Below are 18,558 nucleotides of genomic sequence, written 5' to 3' on the forward strand. Positions count from 1 at the left end.
TTTTCGCGTAACCTCATTTGCTGACGGCTTACTTTTCAAGTAATTCCGGCCAAAAATCCTCTATCGGTTACTTATATTCTTTGCAAAGATATAATTTTCAATTTTCAATTCCCGCTTTTCAATTAATTTACTACTTTTGCGGCGTCAAAATAAACCAATTGTTCTTCATAGAAATGACAAGCAGAAGATTAATCCGGATTAAAGTTTTACAACTCCTTTACGCTTATTCTAAAAAAGAAGGTGTATCGCAGGCAGAAACAGAACGGGACTTATTAAAAAGTATCGGGAAAAGTACAGACCTCTATTATCAAATTCTTCTGTTACTTACAGAATTACGACATAAAGCTTTTTTAAAAATAGATGCGGCAAAAAATAAACATTTTGCTACCGAGGATGATTTGCATCCCAATACCCGATTTATCGATAATCCGATTTTTTCGAAACTGTCTGAAAATAAAAAATTCAAATCCTATCTGCTCAATCATCCGATCAGTTGGAATGATAATATGGAATTAATCTATTTTCTCTATAATACCATTACCGGACATCCGGTTTATAAAGAATATATGAGCCGGGAAGAAGTGAATTTTGAAGATCATAAACGATTTATACTCGACATTTTTACAGAAATTATTGCACAGAATGAAATCTTTTTCCAAACACTAGAAGATATCAACATTTATTGGAATGACGATTTTGAATTAGTATTGAATGTCGTCTATAAAACCCTGAAAAATATTAAAGAAAGCGATACTGAAAACGATAATATTTTTTACGCCATCTACAATGAAGCAGAAGATCTGGACTTTGCCAAAATGCTGTTGCGTAAAACAATATTGGAACAGGACGAAAACCTTAAAATTATTGATAAATATATTTTAAACTGGGAAATTGAACGGATATCCGATATGGACAAATTGATTATGTCTTTAGCTTTGTCTGAATTAAAACACTTCCCTGCTATCCCCATTAAAGTAACACTGGATGAATATATCGAAATAACAAAATCTTATAGTTCACCTAAAAGCGGTCCTTTTATCAATGGGGTACTGGATAAAGCTGTTGCCCAACTGAAAGAAACGGAACAAATTCACAAGACCGGAAGAGGTTTAATGGAATAACAAAGGGGGATATGATATCCCCCTTTGACTAAACTAAACTAAAACTAATTCAAATTTCCATTGTAATCTCTACAAGGGTATCTTTGAGTGCTCCTCGCACATCATAAACCACATCCCGCCATTTTTATATTATTGGGGTAAAGATATTAAAAAAAAATATATTTCAAAATAAATCAGGTTCAATATTTTGAATATAGATGAGTCTCTCCCGGACTTTTCAGGTAGCAGGCAATCTCTGAAACACTACCTGCAATTTTATATAGCTTTTCGTAAACCGGAGCAATAAATCCGTTTCCGGCAGATTCATTTATAAAAGAAAAGAAGGAATCATAGAATCCGTTAATGTTAAAAAACAGCACCGGTTTAGTATGCATCCCCAATTGTTTTAAAGTGATAACTTCAGTAATTTCTTCTAAAGTTCCCCACCCCCCGGGCATAGCGATAAAAGCGTCCGCCATATCCCTCATTTTCTGTTTCCTTTCCTTCATGTCAGCCGCCACATATAACTCTGTCAGACCCGTTGCCGTCAATCCCCTTTCCTGTATACAAGCGGGGATCACTCCTTCCACTTTTCCTCCTGCTTTTAAGGCAGCCTGTGCCACTTCTTTCATCAGCCCGCAATTTGTACCCCCGTACACAATCTTCCAGGATTGTCCGGCTATTTCTTCTCCTAATAAACGGGCTTGTTCAAAATACACAGGAGCCAAATGATCAGAAGACGCACAAAAAATACAAATATTCATTCAGGAAATAGATTAGGACTTTAGGCTTGCCGGCCTGCAAACCTAAAGTATATTAAAATTATGTATCTATAGTAGCATAAGTAGCATTCTGTTCAATAAACTGCCTTCTGGGCGGTACATCATCTCCCATCAGCATGGAGAATATTCGGTCTGCCTCCGCAGCATTCTCTATCGATACCTGACGCAAAGTGCGGCCTTCCGGTGCCATAGTGGTTTCCCACAATTGTTCCGGATTCATTTCTCCCAAACCTTTATACCGCTGAATATGTAAATTGCTCTCTCTGCCTCCTCCCCATTCCTGAATCAGACGCAGCCGCTCTTCTTCATTCCAGCAATACCTTTGTTCTTTTCCTTTCTTTACCAGATACAAAGGAGGTGTGGCTATATAAAGATACCCGTGTTCGATAACGGACTTCATGTGACGGAAAAACAAAGTCATAATCAGAGTCGCAATATGAGCACCGTCGACATCGGCATCCGACATAATAATGATTTTGTGATAACGGATCCGGTCCAAATCTACTCCCATACTGTCTTCCTCTGTCCCTGGTGTAATTCCTAAAGCTTTAAAGATCATGACAATTTCATCACTTTCATATACCCGGTGACGCATGGCTTTCTCCACATTGAGGATTTTTCCCCTCAACGGTAAAATAGCCTGAAACTGACGATCCCTTCCCTGTTTAGCCGATCCACCTGCAGAATCTCCCTCGACCAGAAATATTTCACAATTAGCAGGATCATTATCTGCACAATCCGCTAATTTCCCGGGTAATCCAGAACCGGAAAGTACCGATTTACGCTGTACTAAATCCCTCGCTTTACGGGCAGCATGCCGGGCCGTAGCAGCCAGAATTACCTTATCGACAATTGCCTTGGCATCTTTAGGGTGTTCTTCCAAATAATTCGATAATGCAGCACTTACCGCCTGAGATACAGCAGTACCCACTTCTGTATTCCCTAATTTTGTCTTGGTTTGCCCTTCAAACTGAGGTTCCTGAACTTTTACAGAAATGACAGCAGTCAGGCCTTCACGGAAATCGTCCCCGCTTATGTCAAACTTTAATTTCGATAACATCCCGGTAGTATCGGCATAATTCTTTAAAGTCTGGGTCAGCCCCCTCCGGAAGCCAGCCAGATGCGTCCCCCCCTCCTTCGTATTAATATTGTTTACATAAGAAAAAACATTTTCCGTAAAGGAAGTATTATAATGTAAAGCCACTTCTATGGGTATTCCATTCTTTTCCGTATTGATATCAATCGTATTCTCGATTAATTTTTCCCGGCTGGCATCGATAAATTCAACAAACTCTTTTAAACCATATTCCGAATAAAAGACCTCATGCCGGGGCTGATTAGTTTCCGGATCCAATTCCCGCTTGTCTGTCAGCGACAAACGAATCCCCTTATTTAAATAGGCTAGTTCCCGCAAACGGGTAGCCAGGGTGTCGTATTTGTACTCCGTAACATAAAAGATAGATTCATCCGGTTTAAATGTAATTGTAGTCCCTGTACGGTCGGTCTCACCGATGATCTCTACATCCCCCTGCGGACATCCTTTACAAAATTCCTGCCGCCACACTTTTCCTTCCCGGTATATTTCTGCAACCAGCTTATCTGAAAGTGCATTTACACAGGAAACACCTACTCCATGTAACCCACCGGATACTTTATAAGAATCTTTATTAAATTTTCCTCCGGCATGTAATACAGTAAGCACTACCTCCAGGGCAGACCTGTTCTCTTTGGCATGCCGGGCTGTCGGAATTCCCCGTCCGTTATCACGTACGGTAATGGAATTATCCTCATTGATAAATACTTGTATATGATCACAATATCCGGCCAACGCCTCATCAATAGAGTTATCTACCACCTCATATACCAAATGATGCAAACCGTCCGTATTCACATCTCCGATATACATAGAAGGACGTTTTCTTACGGCTTCCAAACCTTCCAATACCTGGATACTATCCGCAGAATATTCTTCCTGTTCCGTTTTCACTTTTTCTTCTTCGCTCATATGATTATATTAATTATTTTCTTTCTGGTTTCCAAAACCGTTTTTCCAAAAACATACAAATATAATCATTTTCCCCCGAAAAAACAGCTTTTTAAGTCACAAAATCCACTCGAAAAAGGCATATATCTCCTTCTCCAAACTCATTTTCACCGGACAAATCCGATCTTCTTACTTACTAAATAAAAAAATTCTGAAGAATTTCTGCTTTCCGGAAAAATTCCCTTTCCGCATTTATTCTTCAGAATCTACTCAAAAAACTGAAATCTCTATTTATTTTATCGCTATTACCCCATCTTCAAATTCAACTATCTCTGGCTTCGTCTCTTGATATTGAGGCATTTCCATGCCTACAGAAGCATTTATATAAGTCGGATCACATATAACGTAATGAAGTCCCTTATGGGTCAATGCATCCCCTTCTACAGCTATATCTTCGAAGTATACAGCTGTCGCCACATGACCGGGGTAATCCAAACCGACCACTTGCAGGCCTGTCAAATTCCGCACTAAGCGCGCAAAAAAGGCAGCCCTGTCTTCACAATCACAATAAGGGTAGGCTAACACCTCTTCCGGATAAAAATACTTTTCTTTGCCGAACTGCTCCTCATCTGTTTGGTATTCAAAGGAAGTCTGCACAAAATTCAATAAGATTCCGACAAATTCCGGTAAAGAATACTTCGCACGAATATCTCTGAAGTAGTCTAAAACCGCTTCTTCCGTTTTTTGAGGAAGAGGAGCCGCAAAATATACAGGTAGATCCGTCAAAGGCATATCACTGTAAAAAGCGATATTTGCTAAATTGTATGGCAAAGTAATTTGTATTTCCGGAAATTTTTTCAATTTCAACTCTCTCATTTTCCAGGCATCTCCGATATTCAAAGGAACGGAAAGATGTAAATCCACTTGTTTTAAATCCTTATCTGCTGCCGTTTTTCCGTAAGTATAAAGTCCGTTAAGCTTATTTTTCCCGATATAATAGTATTTTTTACCCTCTAAAACAAAATAGGAATGTTCGTATACCTTCGTGGAAAAAGCCATTAACAGGCATAACTGCTCCTGAGAACGTCCGATCCTAACGTCTAAGCCCTGCTGGCGAAGCATAAAGAAACAAAATAATAAACGGTCATTTTCATTCTCAAACAATTTCTGAGCGACAGCTTCCGTCAAACGGTACATTCCCCAGTCATTTAATCCGAAAACCTGGGCACGAGCCTGTAATTCCTTCAAAAAATCTTCATAAGGAGCCGCACTCATCTTTTCCCAATAGGCGGCAATCTGTTCTTCAGTATAACCGGCTCCTTTTATTTTCAGCCGGGAAGAAAAGGGGATTTCCAATTCAGTATTATAAAATAAAAATGTCAATTCTTCGGGCAATACTTCGGGCTTACGCGGATTTCTGGCAACGGGTTTGATTTCAGGTAAAGAAGGCAATGGATTGTCTATTACAGGACCCGTTATAAGAGGAAGATTAGAATCCTGAACAAAAGGGGGACGCTGGGGTTTCGGTTCTACAGGTAAGGGTTCCCCTTTAAAACTTTGAAACTGCTGCCATTCTTTTTTTAAAAAATCAGCAAATTCTTTATTCCGTTCACTGACATAATTATTATATTCCTGTTGCCTTTGTTTTTTAAACTGTTCAAATTCATCTTTCAGCTCTTCTTGGGCAAACAAAACCAATGTTAACAGGAGTAAAACCGATGTTATAAATATTTTTTTCATCTTCTTCTGAATTTCACAAACGACAAAAATGTGATTCTTTTCAATTTTCTATTTTTATATACCATCCCGCCTGAAGCAGATTTTCCCGAATTCCTATACTTTCCAACTTTATACTTACTTTTTCTTTTATCAGTTCCCGCTTCAATTCCTGCTGTATATTCCCGTAATTTTCACTCATTTTCTTCAAATAAACCGTTGGAAAAGAATACAAAGTTATCTCATTTAACAATGTTTCTGTCAATGCTCCCCAAAAGGAATCCGTCATTTTACATGCATTTTCCTTATATTCATCTCCGCATCCATTATCCTTATACCAATATCTTCCATAAGGAATCAGCTGGGAAGTATCATTGATCGTTGTCAAAATCTGACGGTAACTCCGGCCTCCCTTGCATGAATAGGTGGTCGTTTTTATCTTTTCAAATCCTTCAGCAGCTAAATTCAGGAATATTTTTATCTCCCGTTCCTCTCTCAAATCTTTATCTTCTACGATCATAAACTCCGCAGAAGCTGAAAAACGGACCCCTTCTTTCCCGCCCGGACGAACAGTAAGAGCCACAAAAACTTCTCCATAACGGGAAATATACTCGTTTAAAATCTCATAGCGCAAAAAATCAGAATCAAGAGTACAAGTAGCTAACACCAACATTTTACTGGTTTCCCGATCATAAGAAAACCGTTCCTTCACAGATGTCAGGTAATCAAATGCCACTTTTAGTTCTGTTCCTTGTTGTAATCCGTAAATAAATAAGGCACGTTGTATGGCTTGTTCTCTTGCGGCCTCGGGTTGGAGACAAGGATCGGATATTCCCAGAAACACTTCCTCCCCTGGTTCAAATACCCACTGGGGCAATGTGTCCCGGCAACCACTTCTCCAATTATATTCTTTTACATAAGAATTAACTGTTTGTCCCCAGATAGTCCCTAAAAAAACAAAACAAAAAAATACCGACAGAAATCCTTTGCTTTTGAGGGAAAATAATCCGGAAAGTCCAGTTTCCTCCCGTTCCATCCGGAGAGAGGAAAATTCTCTCTCCGGACCGGCCGTTCTTTTTTTGAAATCCAACAAAAAAACAGGAGTTCCCTGATTATTTTCGGATTTTTTTTTACTGTTCTTTAGCCAGCTTTTCCATCTCTTCATCGAATACTTTTTTGAATTTTTCGTACTCGTAATCGATTTTCAGTTTATCATCATTGCTAATCCGGTTATTCATAGCATTCATTATTTCGTTTCCGGCAAGCTCAATAGCAACATATACCTTATATTTTCCGTCAGGAGTTTTCATCGTTTTTTCACATAAGGTACGCGTTCCGGTCAATTTTTCAGACACGACCGAACGGGCTAAATCCTGGAAACGGCTTTTCGCTTCTTCCTGTTCTCCCAGCTGATAAGAAGATCCGTAATTATCAATAACACGTTTCATCGTGCTGTTCATAGCAGTAGCTAACTCAGCCCGGGCTTCTGCCAAAGCTTTCTTTTTAGCCATCATCATATCTGTAGATAAACCCATAGCTGATGCCCGGAAATAGTCCCCGCTCGTCATGTATTCCGGACCCGAACACGGTACTACGACTTCCACATCTTCCTGAGATTTTACCAATTGTTTCTGGCCTCCACAACCTGCAGCCAGCATAACAGACAATCCTAAAATAAAATAAATTTTTTTCATGATATCAGTTTATTATTTAATGTTAGTCGCCTACTCTCAAGCTTTTCGGCTTCCGCATCATTTATCTGTTTCTCTAAAATCATTCTCACTAGGATATGATTTTTTCTTCTCTTTTGTGACAAATTATAAATGATTTTTTTCAAAAATTCTCATTTAATATACAAATGTAGGATATTTTTTCAATACTTATACCTATTTGAATCTCTCTTGAGATTTCTTTTTCAGGATTTACTTCAAAACAATATTCAGCTTTGTAATTTTACGGATAAGGTCAGATCTCCCCTTTTTCTCCAAACACAACAAATCCGGAAAAAAGAATAAGACTGCCTAAAAAATAATTTCAGACAGTCTTTCTAAAATAGGTTCCACTCTTTCCGCCCTTTTAATGCTGAGTTAATCTATATCCTTCTTATTTCAGGACAGTCCCCATGGTTTTCCATAAACCTCCTCCTTGTTTTCCGGAAATGATCACCAATTTTCTTCCGTCCTGATTCGCTTCCAGAATTTCCTTCCCTCCTTTTGTTACCTTACAAAGTGTCATATCCTCTCCCTGTACTTCTTCCGCTTTAAGCGCTCCGATATTGGTCAAAATTTTCTTACCGGCAATATCTTTCTCAACTTTCACATCAAAAAGTTGTCCTTTTTGTATGCCTACAGTAGACCCACAATTTATATATACCGTTACAGCTCCTTTTTTCTTATCGGATTGTTCAATGGCCACAATTGTAGATTCCAATTTAAAGTAATCATTTACAAATTTCTGCATAGACGTTTTAACATAAGCCAAAGTTGCTGTAATCGCAGCTTCCCGGCTATCTCCGGTCTTAGCATTTAAGCCTGAATAATCAAACTGTTTGCTAACTTTGATCGATCCGTCTGTAATATTAGTTACTTTCACAGTAAAAGAAATCAAACCGTCGTAATATATACTGCCATTGTCCAAGGTTTTTCTGATCGCATCCATATTTGCAACATGAGCGGTCAATAAATAATTCGCTCCCATGGTCTTCATCTGAGCCGTACGAGCCGTCTCGTCTGCCATAGCTCCCTCGGACGAACGCCTTTCAGCTTCAATTTTCAAATCCGCTTCAGCATCCACATCTACAACCGATAAACGTCCAGTCTCTGCAATTCCGCCAATGATAGCATTCCGTAATTGCTCGGGGTAAGAGCTTCCGATTTTAGAGGTGTACGAAAAATAATCAACTAATAAAACTTCTTTTTTCTGAGTAAAACCATACATAACCCAGCATAAACACAATGTAACTAACATTAATTTTTTCATCATTTCTATCTTTTAATTATTAATAATGGGTAATAACACACATTTACCTATTTTCCGTATGAGACTTATCTCCAATGATCTTATAGAACCGATCCATTTATTAACATATATTTCACATCCAACACAAACGATCGATTAAATAGATATCATGTTTATTATTTATTTTTTTTAACTTTTAGAATAACATTATGAGTATAAAGATTTTGAAAAATTAAATTATTGTTTAATTTTGTTGCTGAAAGCGTAGATGCCATCCTATTTAATCGATCCTTTCTTTTAATTCTATATCATTCATTATCAATATTCTGTCTGGAATAAGTAGTTAAACGTTTTTATATAAACTATTGATAATCAATTAAAATAGACAAAACTATTTTATTCTCAATTGTTAATATATGTACAATCTATTATTTATTACTATACTGTATTTTTTTGATTTACAAATGAATTGAAGCAGAAAATCCGGTTATCGGATAAGCGAAACAACCTCTTCCGATTAATTTTTCAGTTGTAAATACCGTTGAAAAGAATTGTCAAATACCGGGTAGTATCCTGTAAACAGAGGAAAGTCATAAAATACAAAAAGAGGTTATTTTCATAACCTCTTTTTGCTAAAAATATTTAATTCCGGATCCGGTCAGTGGATCAAACTAATTGTACAAGTAACTCCTGCCATAACAATAGCAACCATACTCATCAATTTAATCAGAATATTCAAGCTTGGGCCGGAAGTATCTTTAAAAGGATCTCCTACCGTATCACCGATCACAGTAGCCTTATGGCATTCTGAACCCTTTCCGCCCAAATTTCCTTCTTCTACATATTTTTTGGCATTATCCCAGGCTCCTCCGGAATTAGCCATAAAAATCGCCAATACGAAGCCAGAACCCAATCCGCCAGCCAATAATCCCATTACGCCGGCAACTCCGAAAATCAATCCTACAACAATAGGAATAACGATAGCCAGTAAAGAAGGAAATAACATTTCTTTTTGAGCGCCCCGGGTCGAGATTTCTACACAACGGGCATAATCGGGTTCCGCTTTACCTTCCATGATTCCTTTAATTTCCCGGAATTGCCGCCTTACTTCATTTACCATTTTTTGGGCAGCCCGTCCTACAGCATTCATGGTCAACCCGCAGAATAAGAAAGCCATCATCGAACCGATAAATACACCGGCTAACACTTTAGGATTCATCAAGTTGACATCATAATAAGTCATCATATCCTTCAGGGTCGCAGAAGTTGTTTGTATGATGTCTCCTCCCACATTTAAAGTTGTCTCTCCCAAACGTACCAAACCAATCTTAATTTCCTCGATATAAGACGCTAAAAGTGCCAAACCGGTCAATGCCGCAGAACCGATAGCAAATCCTTTACCGGTAGCAGCTGTTGTATTTCCTAAAGCATCCAAAGCATCTGTACGTTGACGCACTTCTTTTCCCAATTCACTCATTTCAGCATTCCCTCCTGCATTGTCCGCAATGGGTCCGTAAGCGTCAGTAGCCAGGGTTATTCCCAATGTCGACAGCATACCGACAGCAGCAATACCAACACCGTACAATCCCATCGACATATTTGCCATATCAAACCCGGATGCAAAAAGGTAAGCCAGAATAATTCCAACAACAATTGTTATAACCGGTATAGCAGTAGAAATCATTCCCGTTCCTATACCTTTGATAATGACGGTAGCCGGTCCGGTCTGCGAACTCTTTGCAATATCCTGAGTCGGTTTATAAGCATGGGAAGTATAATGTTCCGTAGCTTTCCCGATTACGATTCCTGTCAGCAAACCTACGATTACAGAACCACAAATCCAATAACTCAACCCCAATAAATAGACCACCAAGAAACTCGCTCCGATAATCAATACCGAACTGACATTAATTCCCCTGTCCAAAGCCCTCAATAACTGTAATTGAGAAGCACCTTCTTTCGTCTTTACCAAAAAGATACCCAATAACGAAAGAATCACTCCAAAAGCGGCAATCAGCATGGGAGCCAGAATCGCATTGAATTGTTGGTCCGGAAATGCTGCAAAAGCAGCAGCACCCAAAGCCGCTGTTGCCAATACGGAACCACAGTAAGATTCATATAAGTCAGCTCCCATTCCTGCAACATCCCCTACATTGTCCCCTACATTATCCGCAATAGTAGCCGGATTCCTCGGATCATCTTCCGGTATACCGGCTTCCACTTTTCCGACTAAATCAGCTCCTACGTCAGCCGCTTTGGTAAAGATTCCGCCTCCTACACGGGCAAACAATGCCTGCGTAGAAGCCCCCATTCCGAAAGTAAGCATAGTCGTTGTGATCATGATCGCTTTCTGACTGGCAGTCGGTTCATCTACAAAATAATCCAACACCAACCACCATAACGAAATATCTAATAAAGCCAACCCTACTACAACCAATCCCATTACGGCTCCGGAACGAAATGCCACCTTTAATCCCTCGTTCATACTCCTCCGGGCAGCATTAGCCGTACGGGCTGAGGCATAAGTGGCGGTCTTCATACCGATAAAACCTGCTAAACCCGAAAAGAAACCTCCCGTCAGGAAAGCAAACCATACCCATTCATTTTGTAAACCCGGTCCATAAGCCATCCATGCAAAAAAGAGACAAAGAATCAAAAATACGATTCCTACAATCTTATACTGTTGCTTTAAATACGCCATCGCCCCTTTACGCACATGGGAAGCTATCCGCTTCATGGTATCCGTACCTTCCGATTCTTTCATCATGCCACGGAAAAACAACCAGGCAAAAATCAAGGCGATTAAAGAACAAATCGGTACAATCCAAAATAAATTGTTCTGCATAATCGACATTTTTAAATTAATATATCAAACGCTTTTATTCAGCAGCAGCAGTCCCTGTTGCAACACTTTTACTCCGTTCTACCGATTGCAGTGCCAAGTAATGATCCCCGAATTTCTGCAAATTTTCCATTTCGGTATCGAATTGATCCTGATGTATTTCTTCTTCAGCAGTCAAAGCTTCAAACAATTTTTTAGAGACAGAATCTGAGGCAGCAGCACATTCATTAGCCCATTTATTATAATCATCTACACTTTGCATTTCCATTTTTACTGCAAGCTCCAGCATTTCCCGGGCATCGTGGATTTTTTTCACTTCACCGGCAACTTTCATCTCCACTTCTCCCTTTAAAAACAGTATCCGCTCTGACAATTGCTCTACGTGCATCATTTCTTGTATGGCTGTCCGGCGGAAAAGTCCGGAAAGCAGATCGTATCCCAAATCGTCACACACAAAATGGAAATACATGTACTGATGTACGGCCAATAACTCATCGTTTACAGCTCTGTTCAGTAATTCGATGCTTTTTTCTCTTTTACTCATAATTCAATTATTTAATTAAAATATATCATCGTTTCTCCCTGCTCCTTTATTCTCCTCTCTTTTTCCTGATAAAAATCAAATTTATTACCTCTTTATAAAATCTTGTCACAAAATTAATTTAATCCTATAATTATCCAAGAAGTTCATAAATTATATTTAACAAAGTAAAAATTCGCTTTAGTGAGAGTGAGGACAGATATCTATAAAAAAAGGTACCCGAAAATCCTGTTTTTCGGATACCCTTTTTTCAAATGTATTTGAATTGATTATTTACTTTGCTGATAAAGTATAGTATTCCGCTGTTCAATGATCCATTTGTCGCCGGCTTTTCTAATATTAAACGTATCATCGTCTTCCTGGTTCCACGCATATCCTCCGGCAGGTAAGCTTCTGCGTTCCAAAACAGGATGAAATTCTGTATCCGGCAGAAATACTTCTGCCTGCAGGGAATCGGCAGAAAACACAATATAAGCAGCCAGAGAAGATGCCGTATCCTGTACAGAAACCAACTGCACTCCGGATTCAAATAAACGAATACAATTTTTCTGTACTTCCGACCAGGTATAACCTGCTGCTTTATTACAACCGTGACTGTCTTTATCTACCCCTACCTGCTTTTCTGTCCTTTTAGGAATAAAAGTCATCCGGACATTTCCGGCTGAATCTCTTAATTGAAGCAGATTCTTTTCGAAACGATAGGAAGCGACATTCTTTAATCCTTCCAGATATTGATCTTCTACAGCCATGTCCGGACAAAACATCATGGTAACTCCTCCCAATTCTATATGCAATCTGTCCTTTCCCTTTGTGGTATACGTTCCGAAGAAACGGTTACAACCGGCAAAACCGTATAAAGCTGTGCTATCCGTAAAAAGTAAGGTAGGCATTTTTTCCGGTTTGGCAGAGAGCCCGGTCATTTCCTGGAGTTGCCATTCCTGTGCTGTAAGTTTCGTATTCTCCTGTTTTTTACATGCGGTTACCAAAAAAACGATAACCATGGCCATAAATACTGTCGTTTTCATTTTTCCTGTTTTTATTATCATTTATACCTAAATTTATACTCTCCCGTTTAAAATTAGTTACATTCCCAAATCCGGAACAACCTTTCCCTCTAAATCATATTCATACGTTCCGCAGATTTTTACCTGATAAAATTCTCCTACCCGTAGAGGATAATCTGATTTAACGATGACTTCCGGGTCTACTTCCGGGGAATCATGTTCCGTACGCCCCACAAAATACCCTTCCTCCTCCCGGTCAATCAATACCTGTACGACTTTCCCCAGCAGGTTCAGATTTAGCGCTTCTGCCACTTTCTGTTGTATTCTCATGATTTTTTCTGCCCTTCTTTTTTTTATTTTTTCCGGCACATCATCCTGATAGTGCTTATCACAATAAGTGTCTTCCTCGTGAGAATACGGAAATACGCCCAATCGTTCAAATTTCATTTTCCATACAAAGTCACACAATTCCTTAAAATCCTCCTCTTTTTCTCCCGGATGTCCCGTCATTAAAGTTGTTCTCAAATATATTCCCGGTACTTCCCGTCGGATTTTCCGGATCAGCCGGATGGTTTGTTCTTTATCAATTCCCCTTCTCATCTTTTTCAACATCGGATCGCTACAATGCTGTAAAGCAATATCCAGATACTTACAAACATTTTCCCTCTTTTTCATTACAGACAATAATTCCATAGGAAAACCTGCCGGATACGCATAATGCAATTTTATCCATTTTATCCCTTCTATATCCGCTATTTTATCAATCAACTCGGCTAATCTATTTTTTCCATACAAATCAGTTCCGTAATAAGTCAGATCTTGTGCCATCACTAAAATTTCTTTTACTCCCTCCCGGGCCAAAAGACGGCATTCTTCTAAAATTTCATCCAGTTCCCGGGATTTATATTTCCCGGTCATAATGGGAATAGCACAATAAGAACACATACGATTACACCCTTCTGCAATTTTAAGATAAGCATAATGAGAAGGAGTAGTCAGTATCCGCTGATTACGGACAGAATTGTCATACGTTTTCCCCAGGTACTTCAGTATTCCTTTCCAGTCGAATTTACCAAAATAAGCATCTACTTCGGGAATCTCCGTTTCCAATTCTGACTTATATCTTTGGGAAAGACAACCCATAACCAGTACTTTCCGGATTTTTCCCGCCTTCTTTTTTCCGATTTGTTCCAGAATGGTATTCACCGATTCTTCCTTTGCATCTCCGATAAAACCGCATGTATTGATTACTACAATTTCTGCCTCTTCCCCGGCTTCGTATAAAGAAGCCCTATAACCGGCTTTTTCCAACTGTTTAAGTAATAATTCCGTATCTACCAGATTTTTGGAACAACCTAAACTGATAATGTTTACATCATTCATTTTCTGTTATGCTCTATATTTGACAAGAAAGGCCCTATTTAGGGAGTGGCAAAGGTATAAAAAAACATTATCTTTGTAAGCTTATATTTGGAGAATGAATAGTGAGAAACAATTACAATGGCTTCCTACATCTGTAAAGGAAGTGAAAGAGAGGGGGTGGAACAGCATCGATGTTATCCTTTTTTCGGGGGATGCCTATGTGGATCATCCCTCTTTTGGGGCTGCTGTCATTGGCCGCCTTTTGGAATCCATCGGTTTAAAAATAGCTATTGTGCCTCAGCCGAACTGGCAGGACGATTTGCGGGATTTTAAAAAGTTAGGACGTCCCAATCTTTTTTTCGGAATTAGTGCCGGTTCAATGGATTCTATGGTAAATCACTATACGGCAGCAAAACGCAGACGCTCAGATGACGCATACACGCCCGGAGGGAAAGCAGGTTTTCGTCCGGATATGCCTACGATCGTATATACAAAGATTTTAAAACAATTATACCCGGACGTACCCGTCGTCATTGGAGGTATTGAAGCTTCCTTAAGACGACTGACACATTACGATTACTGGCAGGACAATCTCCGGCCCTCTATTCTGGTAGAAAGCCATGCCGACATGCTGATTTACGGAATGGGAGAAAAACCGCTGACGGAACTTTGCAGATTATTACAAAGAGGTATTCCTTTTTCCGTATTAACGAATATCCCACAAACCTGTATATGCCGGAAGCAAACCGAAAATTATGCAACAAATAAAAAGTGGCAGGTCATTCGTTTGTTTTCGCATGAAGAATGCCTGAGAGATAAAAAAAAGCATGCGCAGAATTTTCGTTTCATTGAGCAGGAATCCAATAGCCTGAAAGCAGCCCAACTTATCCAAAATGCCGGAGAGAAACAGATTATTGTCAATCCCCCTTACGCCCCTATGACAACGGCAGAAATAGATGCCGTATACGCTTTGCCGTTTACCCGCCTTCCCCACCCCCGGTATAAAGGAAAAGAAATTCCTGCCTATACTATGATCCGGCATTCTGTGACGCTTCACCGGGGCTGCTTCGGAGGTTGTGCTTTTTGTACCATATCGGCTCATCAAGGCAAATTCATTTCTTCCCGTTCAGAAAAGTCCATTTTACAAGAATTGGAAAAAATCACCCGCATGCCCGATTTCAAAGGAACAGTTAGTGATCTGGGTGGGCCTTCCGCTAATATGTATACGATGAAAGGAAAAGACAACTCTCTGTGCGCCCGTTGTAAAAGAGCATCCTGTGCTTTCCCTTCCGTCTGTAAAAATCTGGATACCGATCATTCTCCTCTATTAAATATATATGCTTTAGCCAGAAAATACCCCCAAATTAAACATGTTTTTATCGGGTCCGGAATCCGTTATGACCTTTGTTTACGCGATACAGGAAATCCTGTCATCAACCGGAAAAACACCGAATACCTGCAAAACGTGATCCGATTTCATGTATCCGGACATTTTAAAGTCGCCCCGGAACATGTTTCCGAACAGGTGCTGACCCTTATGCGTAAACCTCCTTTTTCTTTATTTTATACCTTAAAAGAACAATTCGACACGATCAACCAAAAGTATGGACAGAAACAGCAAATTGTCCCATACTTTATCTCTTCGCATCCGGGCTGTAAACTCGAAGATATGGCCGAATTAGCTGCTACAACCCGCCATTTGAATTTTAAACTGGAACAGGTACAAGATTTCACTCCCACGCCGATGACATTGGCGACTACCATGTATTATACCGGATATCACCCCTATTCGCTACAAAAAATATATACCCCGAAAACAGAATCAGAAAAAAAACAACAAAACATGTTTTTTTTCTGGTATAAACCTGATGTAAGGGAAAAAATTATCCGGATTTTAAAAAAAATGAAACGATTCGATTTGATCCGGAAAATATTTAACAAATAACAATTCAAACAGAAATTTTTATATTCCCTTCCAAATCACTAATTTTGAAATAAATTAGAATAAATATTCGGGAGCATGAAATACGGAATCATTATTATTATACTTTTTACATTATTATCCTGCCAAAATAAAGTCAAACAACTCCATCGGGAAGGGATGGATTATATTCTCCAGGGGAAGTACGAACAAGCCATAAATAAATTTTCCGAAGTTTTAGTAACCGATCCCAATTGGTTAGCTGCCTATTATAACCGGGCAATTTGTTATGCAAATACCAAAGCTTATGAAAAAGGTTTACAGGACTTCAATTATGTTTTAGCTAATTGTCCGGATCAGGCCGAAGCTTACTTTAACCGGGGAATTGTATATGAAAACCTGGGACTTTATTCCAATGCCATAAAAGATTATTCCCAAGCTATCCAACACAAACCGGATTTAGTAGCTGCTTATCATTACCGGGGCATTGCCCGTTTTTATATGAAAGACTACGAGGGAGCTCTATCGGATTACAATCAGGCCCTGAATTTAGGACTTTCTGAAACCGGGCTCTATTTTAACCGGGGGGTTATTCTTCAGATAAAAGGAAATTATAAAGCTGCCATACGGGACTATACACAGTCCATTCAAATTGACCCCTCCAATCCGAAACCTTTCTACAACCGGGCCATTGCCAAAATATCCCTGAATCAGACGGAAGAAGCAGTAAAGGATTTGGAAATTGCAACCCGCTTGGGTTATGTCAAAGCGGAAGAAATTCTTCATACTTATTTTAAATAGTATTTTTTTAACGGAATTTTTAATAAAGTACATTTCTTAAAATCAGAAATTCAAAATTTTTATAGAAATTGATGTATCACTTCTGTCCTAAAATCAACCATCATAAAAAATGTTATCTACCTATTTGGTCTTAACTCAAAAATACTAAAAACAGATATATGATGGAGAAAAAGATTTGCTGCATGCAGCATTACAGTGAGTAGTATACATTATCGTCTTTCCTATTCTAAATATGTACTCGGGCACACTTCCACATGGGTTAAATTTCCCAATTATAGAATATTTCTATGGATATATATACAAACAAAGGCCCTCGTATGAAGGCCTTTGATCTTAAAAGATAAAACTAAAATTATTCAGCAATTGCTTCAACAGCGGATTTAGAAACCTGATTTCCATTTACAGCTGCTTTTACGCTTGCGGAATTAGTAGATACCTTTGTCATCACAGGATTGCCTGCAAATGGCCAATCTACCTTGAAATTCAAATAGTCACCATCTGCGTTTTCAATAAAATAGCAGAAACCAGCATACGTATATTTAGTTCCTGCAGTTCCTATAGAAACTTCTTGGCCTACCCATTCTACTTTGTTTCCATTTAATATCCCTGCCATACAAGCTGATGGGCTTGTAGTAGTAACATAAGAATAGGCGCCATTATACGGAATCACACCTGTTAAATGAACCGGATAAGTAATATCATTTGCATCTGTATAAGTTCCAAGACTTTGCTCAGTGTATATTGCAATTGCATGCTGACTGGCAACATATTGCATAGTAAAGGCATATTTTGGATCGGTAGCTACAACAGATTTACCCCAACCTGTCACAGTATAACTTTCTCCGGCAACTTTCTGAGAAACAACAATTGTGTAATCTCCTTGTTCTAACATACTAGAAGTTACAGTCCAAGTTCCTAAATAATCTTCATAAGTAATTACTTTCGGAGCAGCTTGATTAACTGTAATTTCAGCCATTTTTTCACCCATTTTAAGGGTTACTTTAGCACTACGGGCTTCGCCAGTATTGGCTGCTGCTTTTAAGGTTACTTTATCTGCTGCTGCAGTGGCTGTCAACCAGGTTTCACTGGACTCTGCTGTAAATGCAGCAGTTGCTGTTACCTTTACAGCTTCTTCTCCGCCTGCAGCTTCAAAGTTTACTTCTGTTTTCTCCGGTGTCAATTCTTCAGCCACTACCTCTTTACCGGATTGAGTTACAGTTACATTTACGTTCTGTTCCCCAACTGTAAAGGTTACTTTAGCGGTACGAATCTGAGTTTCTTCATTAGCGGTAACGGTAATTTTAGCTTTGGATTCGGTTACTACTGCCGTACACCAGTCTTTGTCCGGAGAAGCAATAGCTCCTGCAAGAGAAAGGGTAACTTCCTGAGATCCTCCTTCTACGGCGAAGGTTAATTCAGTCGGGTTTACACTTAAGGGTACAGGTTTTGGATCATCATCATCGCTACAAGCTGTTGCAAATACACAAAGTGCAATCATCAACAAATTGAATAACTTTTTCATAGGCAATTAATTTTTAGTGAATATT

The 18,558-nt window shown here is 39.0% G+C and carries 14 protein-coding genes; 3 read left to right on the forward strand and 11 right to left on the reverse strand.

Going from position 1 to position 18,558, the window contains the following annotated elements; all coding sequences use genetic code 11:
• Positions 1 to 173: 173 nt before the first annotated feature.
• On the forward strand, positions 174 to 1,121 hold the full coding sequence (gene nusB, locus Q0465_RS06660; protein ID WP_298614317.1) for a transcription antitermination factor NusB: 948 nt from the start codon (positions 174 to 176) through the stop codon (positions 1,119 to 1,121).
• A 179-nt stretch (positions 1,122 to 1,300) separates the two neighbouring features.
• On the opposite strand, the gene Q0465_RS06665 is transcribed toward nusB, so the two are convergent.
• From Q0465_RS06665 to rimO, 10 genes are all read right to left on the reverse strand, one after another.
• Positions 1,301 to 1,864 (reverse strand): TIGR00730 family Rossman fold protein, encoded by a 564-nt coding sequence (locus Q0465_RS06665; protein ID WP_298614318.1) that lies wholly within the window; start codon positions 1,862 to 1,864, stop codon positions 1,301 to 1,303.
• 58 nt (positions 1,865 to 1,922) lie between these two features.
• The gene (gene gyrB, locus Q0465_RS06670; RefSeq protein WP_298614319.1) at positions 1,923 to 3,887 is read right to left on the reverse strand and encodes a DNA topoisomerase (ATP-hydrolyzing) subunit B; all 1,965 of its coding nucleotides are present in this window, start codon (positions 3,885 to 3,887) and stop codon (positions 1,923 to 1,925) included.
• A 270-nt stretch (positions 3,888 to 4,157) separates the two neighbouring features.
• Positions 4,158 to 5,606 (reverse strand): hypothetical protein, encoded by a 1,449-nt coding sequence (locus tag Q0465_RS06675; RefSeq protein ID WP_298614320.1) that lies wholly within the window; start codon positions 5,604 to 5,606, stop codon positions 4,158 to 4,160.
• A 40-nt stretch (positions 5,607 to 5,646) separates the two neighbouring features.
• Positions 5,647 to 6,747 carry a hypothetical protein gene (locus Q0465_RS06680; protein ID WP_298614321.1) on the reverse strand — a complete coding sequence of 367 codons (1,101 nt, stop codon included), beginning with the start codon at positions 6,745 to 6,747 and terminating at the stop codon, positions 5,647 to 5,649.
• Complete coding sequence (locus Q0465_RS06685; RefSeq protein WP_298614323.1) at positions 6,713 to 7,276, reverse strand: hypothetical protein; 564 nt, start codon at positions 7,274 to 7,276, stop codon at positions 6,713 to 6,715. Before Q0465_RS06685 ends, Q0465_RS06680 begins: the two co-directional genes overlap by 35 nt.
• 409 nt (positions 7,277 to 7,685) lie before the next feature.
• Positions 7,686 to 8,564, reverse strand: a complete 879-nt coding sequence (locus tag Q0465_RS06690; protein ID WP_298614325.1) for a hypothetical protein — start codon at positions 8,562 to 8,564, stop codon at positions 7,686 to 7,688.
• Between the two features lie 634 nt (positions 8,565 to 9,198).
• Complete coding sequence (locus Q0465_RS06695) at positions 9,199 to 11,385, reverse strand: sodium-translocating pyrophosphatase (protein ID WP_298614326.1); 2,187 nt, start codon at positions 11,383 to 11,385, stop codon at positions 9,199 to 9,201.
• Positions 11,386 to 11,419: 34 nt separating this feature from the next.
• Positions 11,420 to 11,926: a ferritin-like domain-containing protein gene (locus Q0465_RS06700; protein WP_298614328.1), complete on the reverse strand. Its 507-nt coding sequence runs from the start codon at positions 11,924 to 11,926 to the stop codon at positions 11,420 to 11,422.
• Positions 11,927 to 12,192: 266 nt separating this feature from the next.
• Positions 12,193 to 12,948 carry an META domain-containing protein gene (locus Q0465_RS06705; RefSeq protein ID WP_298614330.1) on the reverse strand — a complete coding sequence of 252 codons (756 nt, stop codon included), beginning with the start codon at positions 12,946 to 12,948 and terminating at the stop codon, positions 12,193 to 12,195.
• 57 nt (positions 12,949 to 13,005) lie between these two features.
• The gene (rimO, locus tag Q0465_RS06710; RefSeq protein ID WP_298614332.1) at positions 13,006 to 14,310 is read right to left on the reverse strand and encodes a 30S ribosomal protein S12 methylthiotransferase RimO; all 1,305 of its coding nucleotides are present in this window, start codon (positions 14,308 to 14,310) and stop codon (positions 13,006 to 13,008) included.
• Between the two features lie 94 nt (positions 14,311 to 14,404).
• Here rimO and Q0465_RS06715 point away from each other — a divergent pair, with 94 nt between their 5' ends.
• The gene (locus tag Q0465_RS06715; protein WP_298614334.1) at positions 14,405 to 16,234 is read left to right on the forward strand and encodes a YgiQ family radical SAM protein; all 1,830 of its coding nucleotides are present in this window, start codon (positions 14,405 to 14,407) and stop codon (positions 16,232 to 16,234) included.
• Positions 16,235 to 16,309: 75 nt separating this feature from the next.
• Positions 16,310 to 17,011: a tetratricopeptide repeat protein gene (locus Q0465_RS06720; protein WP_298614336.1), complete on the forward strand. Its 702-nt coding sequence runs from the start codon at positions 16,310 to 16,312 to the stop codon at positions 17,009 to 17,011.
• Positions 17,012 to 17,363: 352 nt separating this feature from the next.
• Here the strand turns inward: Q0465_RS06720 and Q0465_RS06725 are convergent, their stop codons facing one another.
• Complete coding sequence (locus Q0465_RS06725) at positions 17,364 to 18,533, reverse strand: BACON domain-containing protein (RefSeq protein WP_298614338.1); 1,170 nt, start codon at positions 18,531 to 18,533, stop codon at positions 17,364 to 17,366.
• Positions 18,534 to 18,558 lie beyond the last annotated feature (25 nt).

The organism is uncultured Odoribacter sp., assembly GCF_937966165.1.
Classification (GTDB): Bacteria; Bacteroidota; Bacteroidia; order Bacteroidales; family Marinifilaceae; genus Culturomica.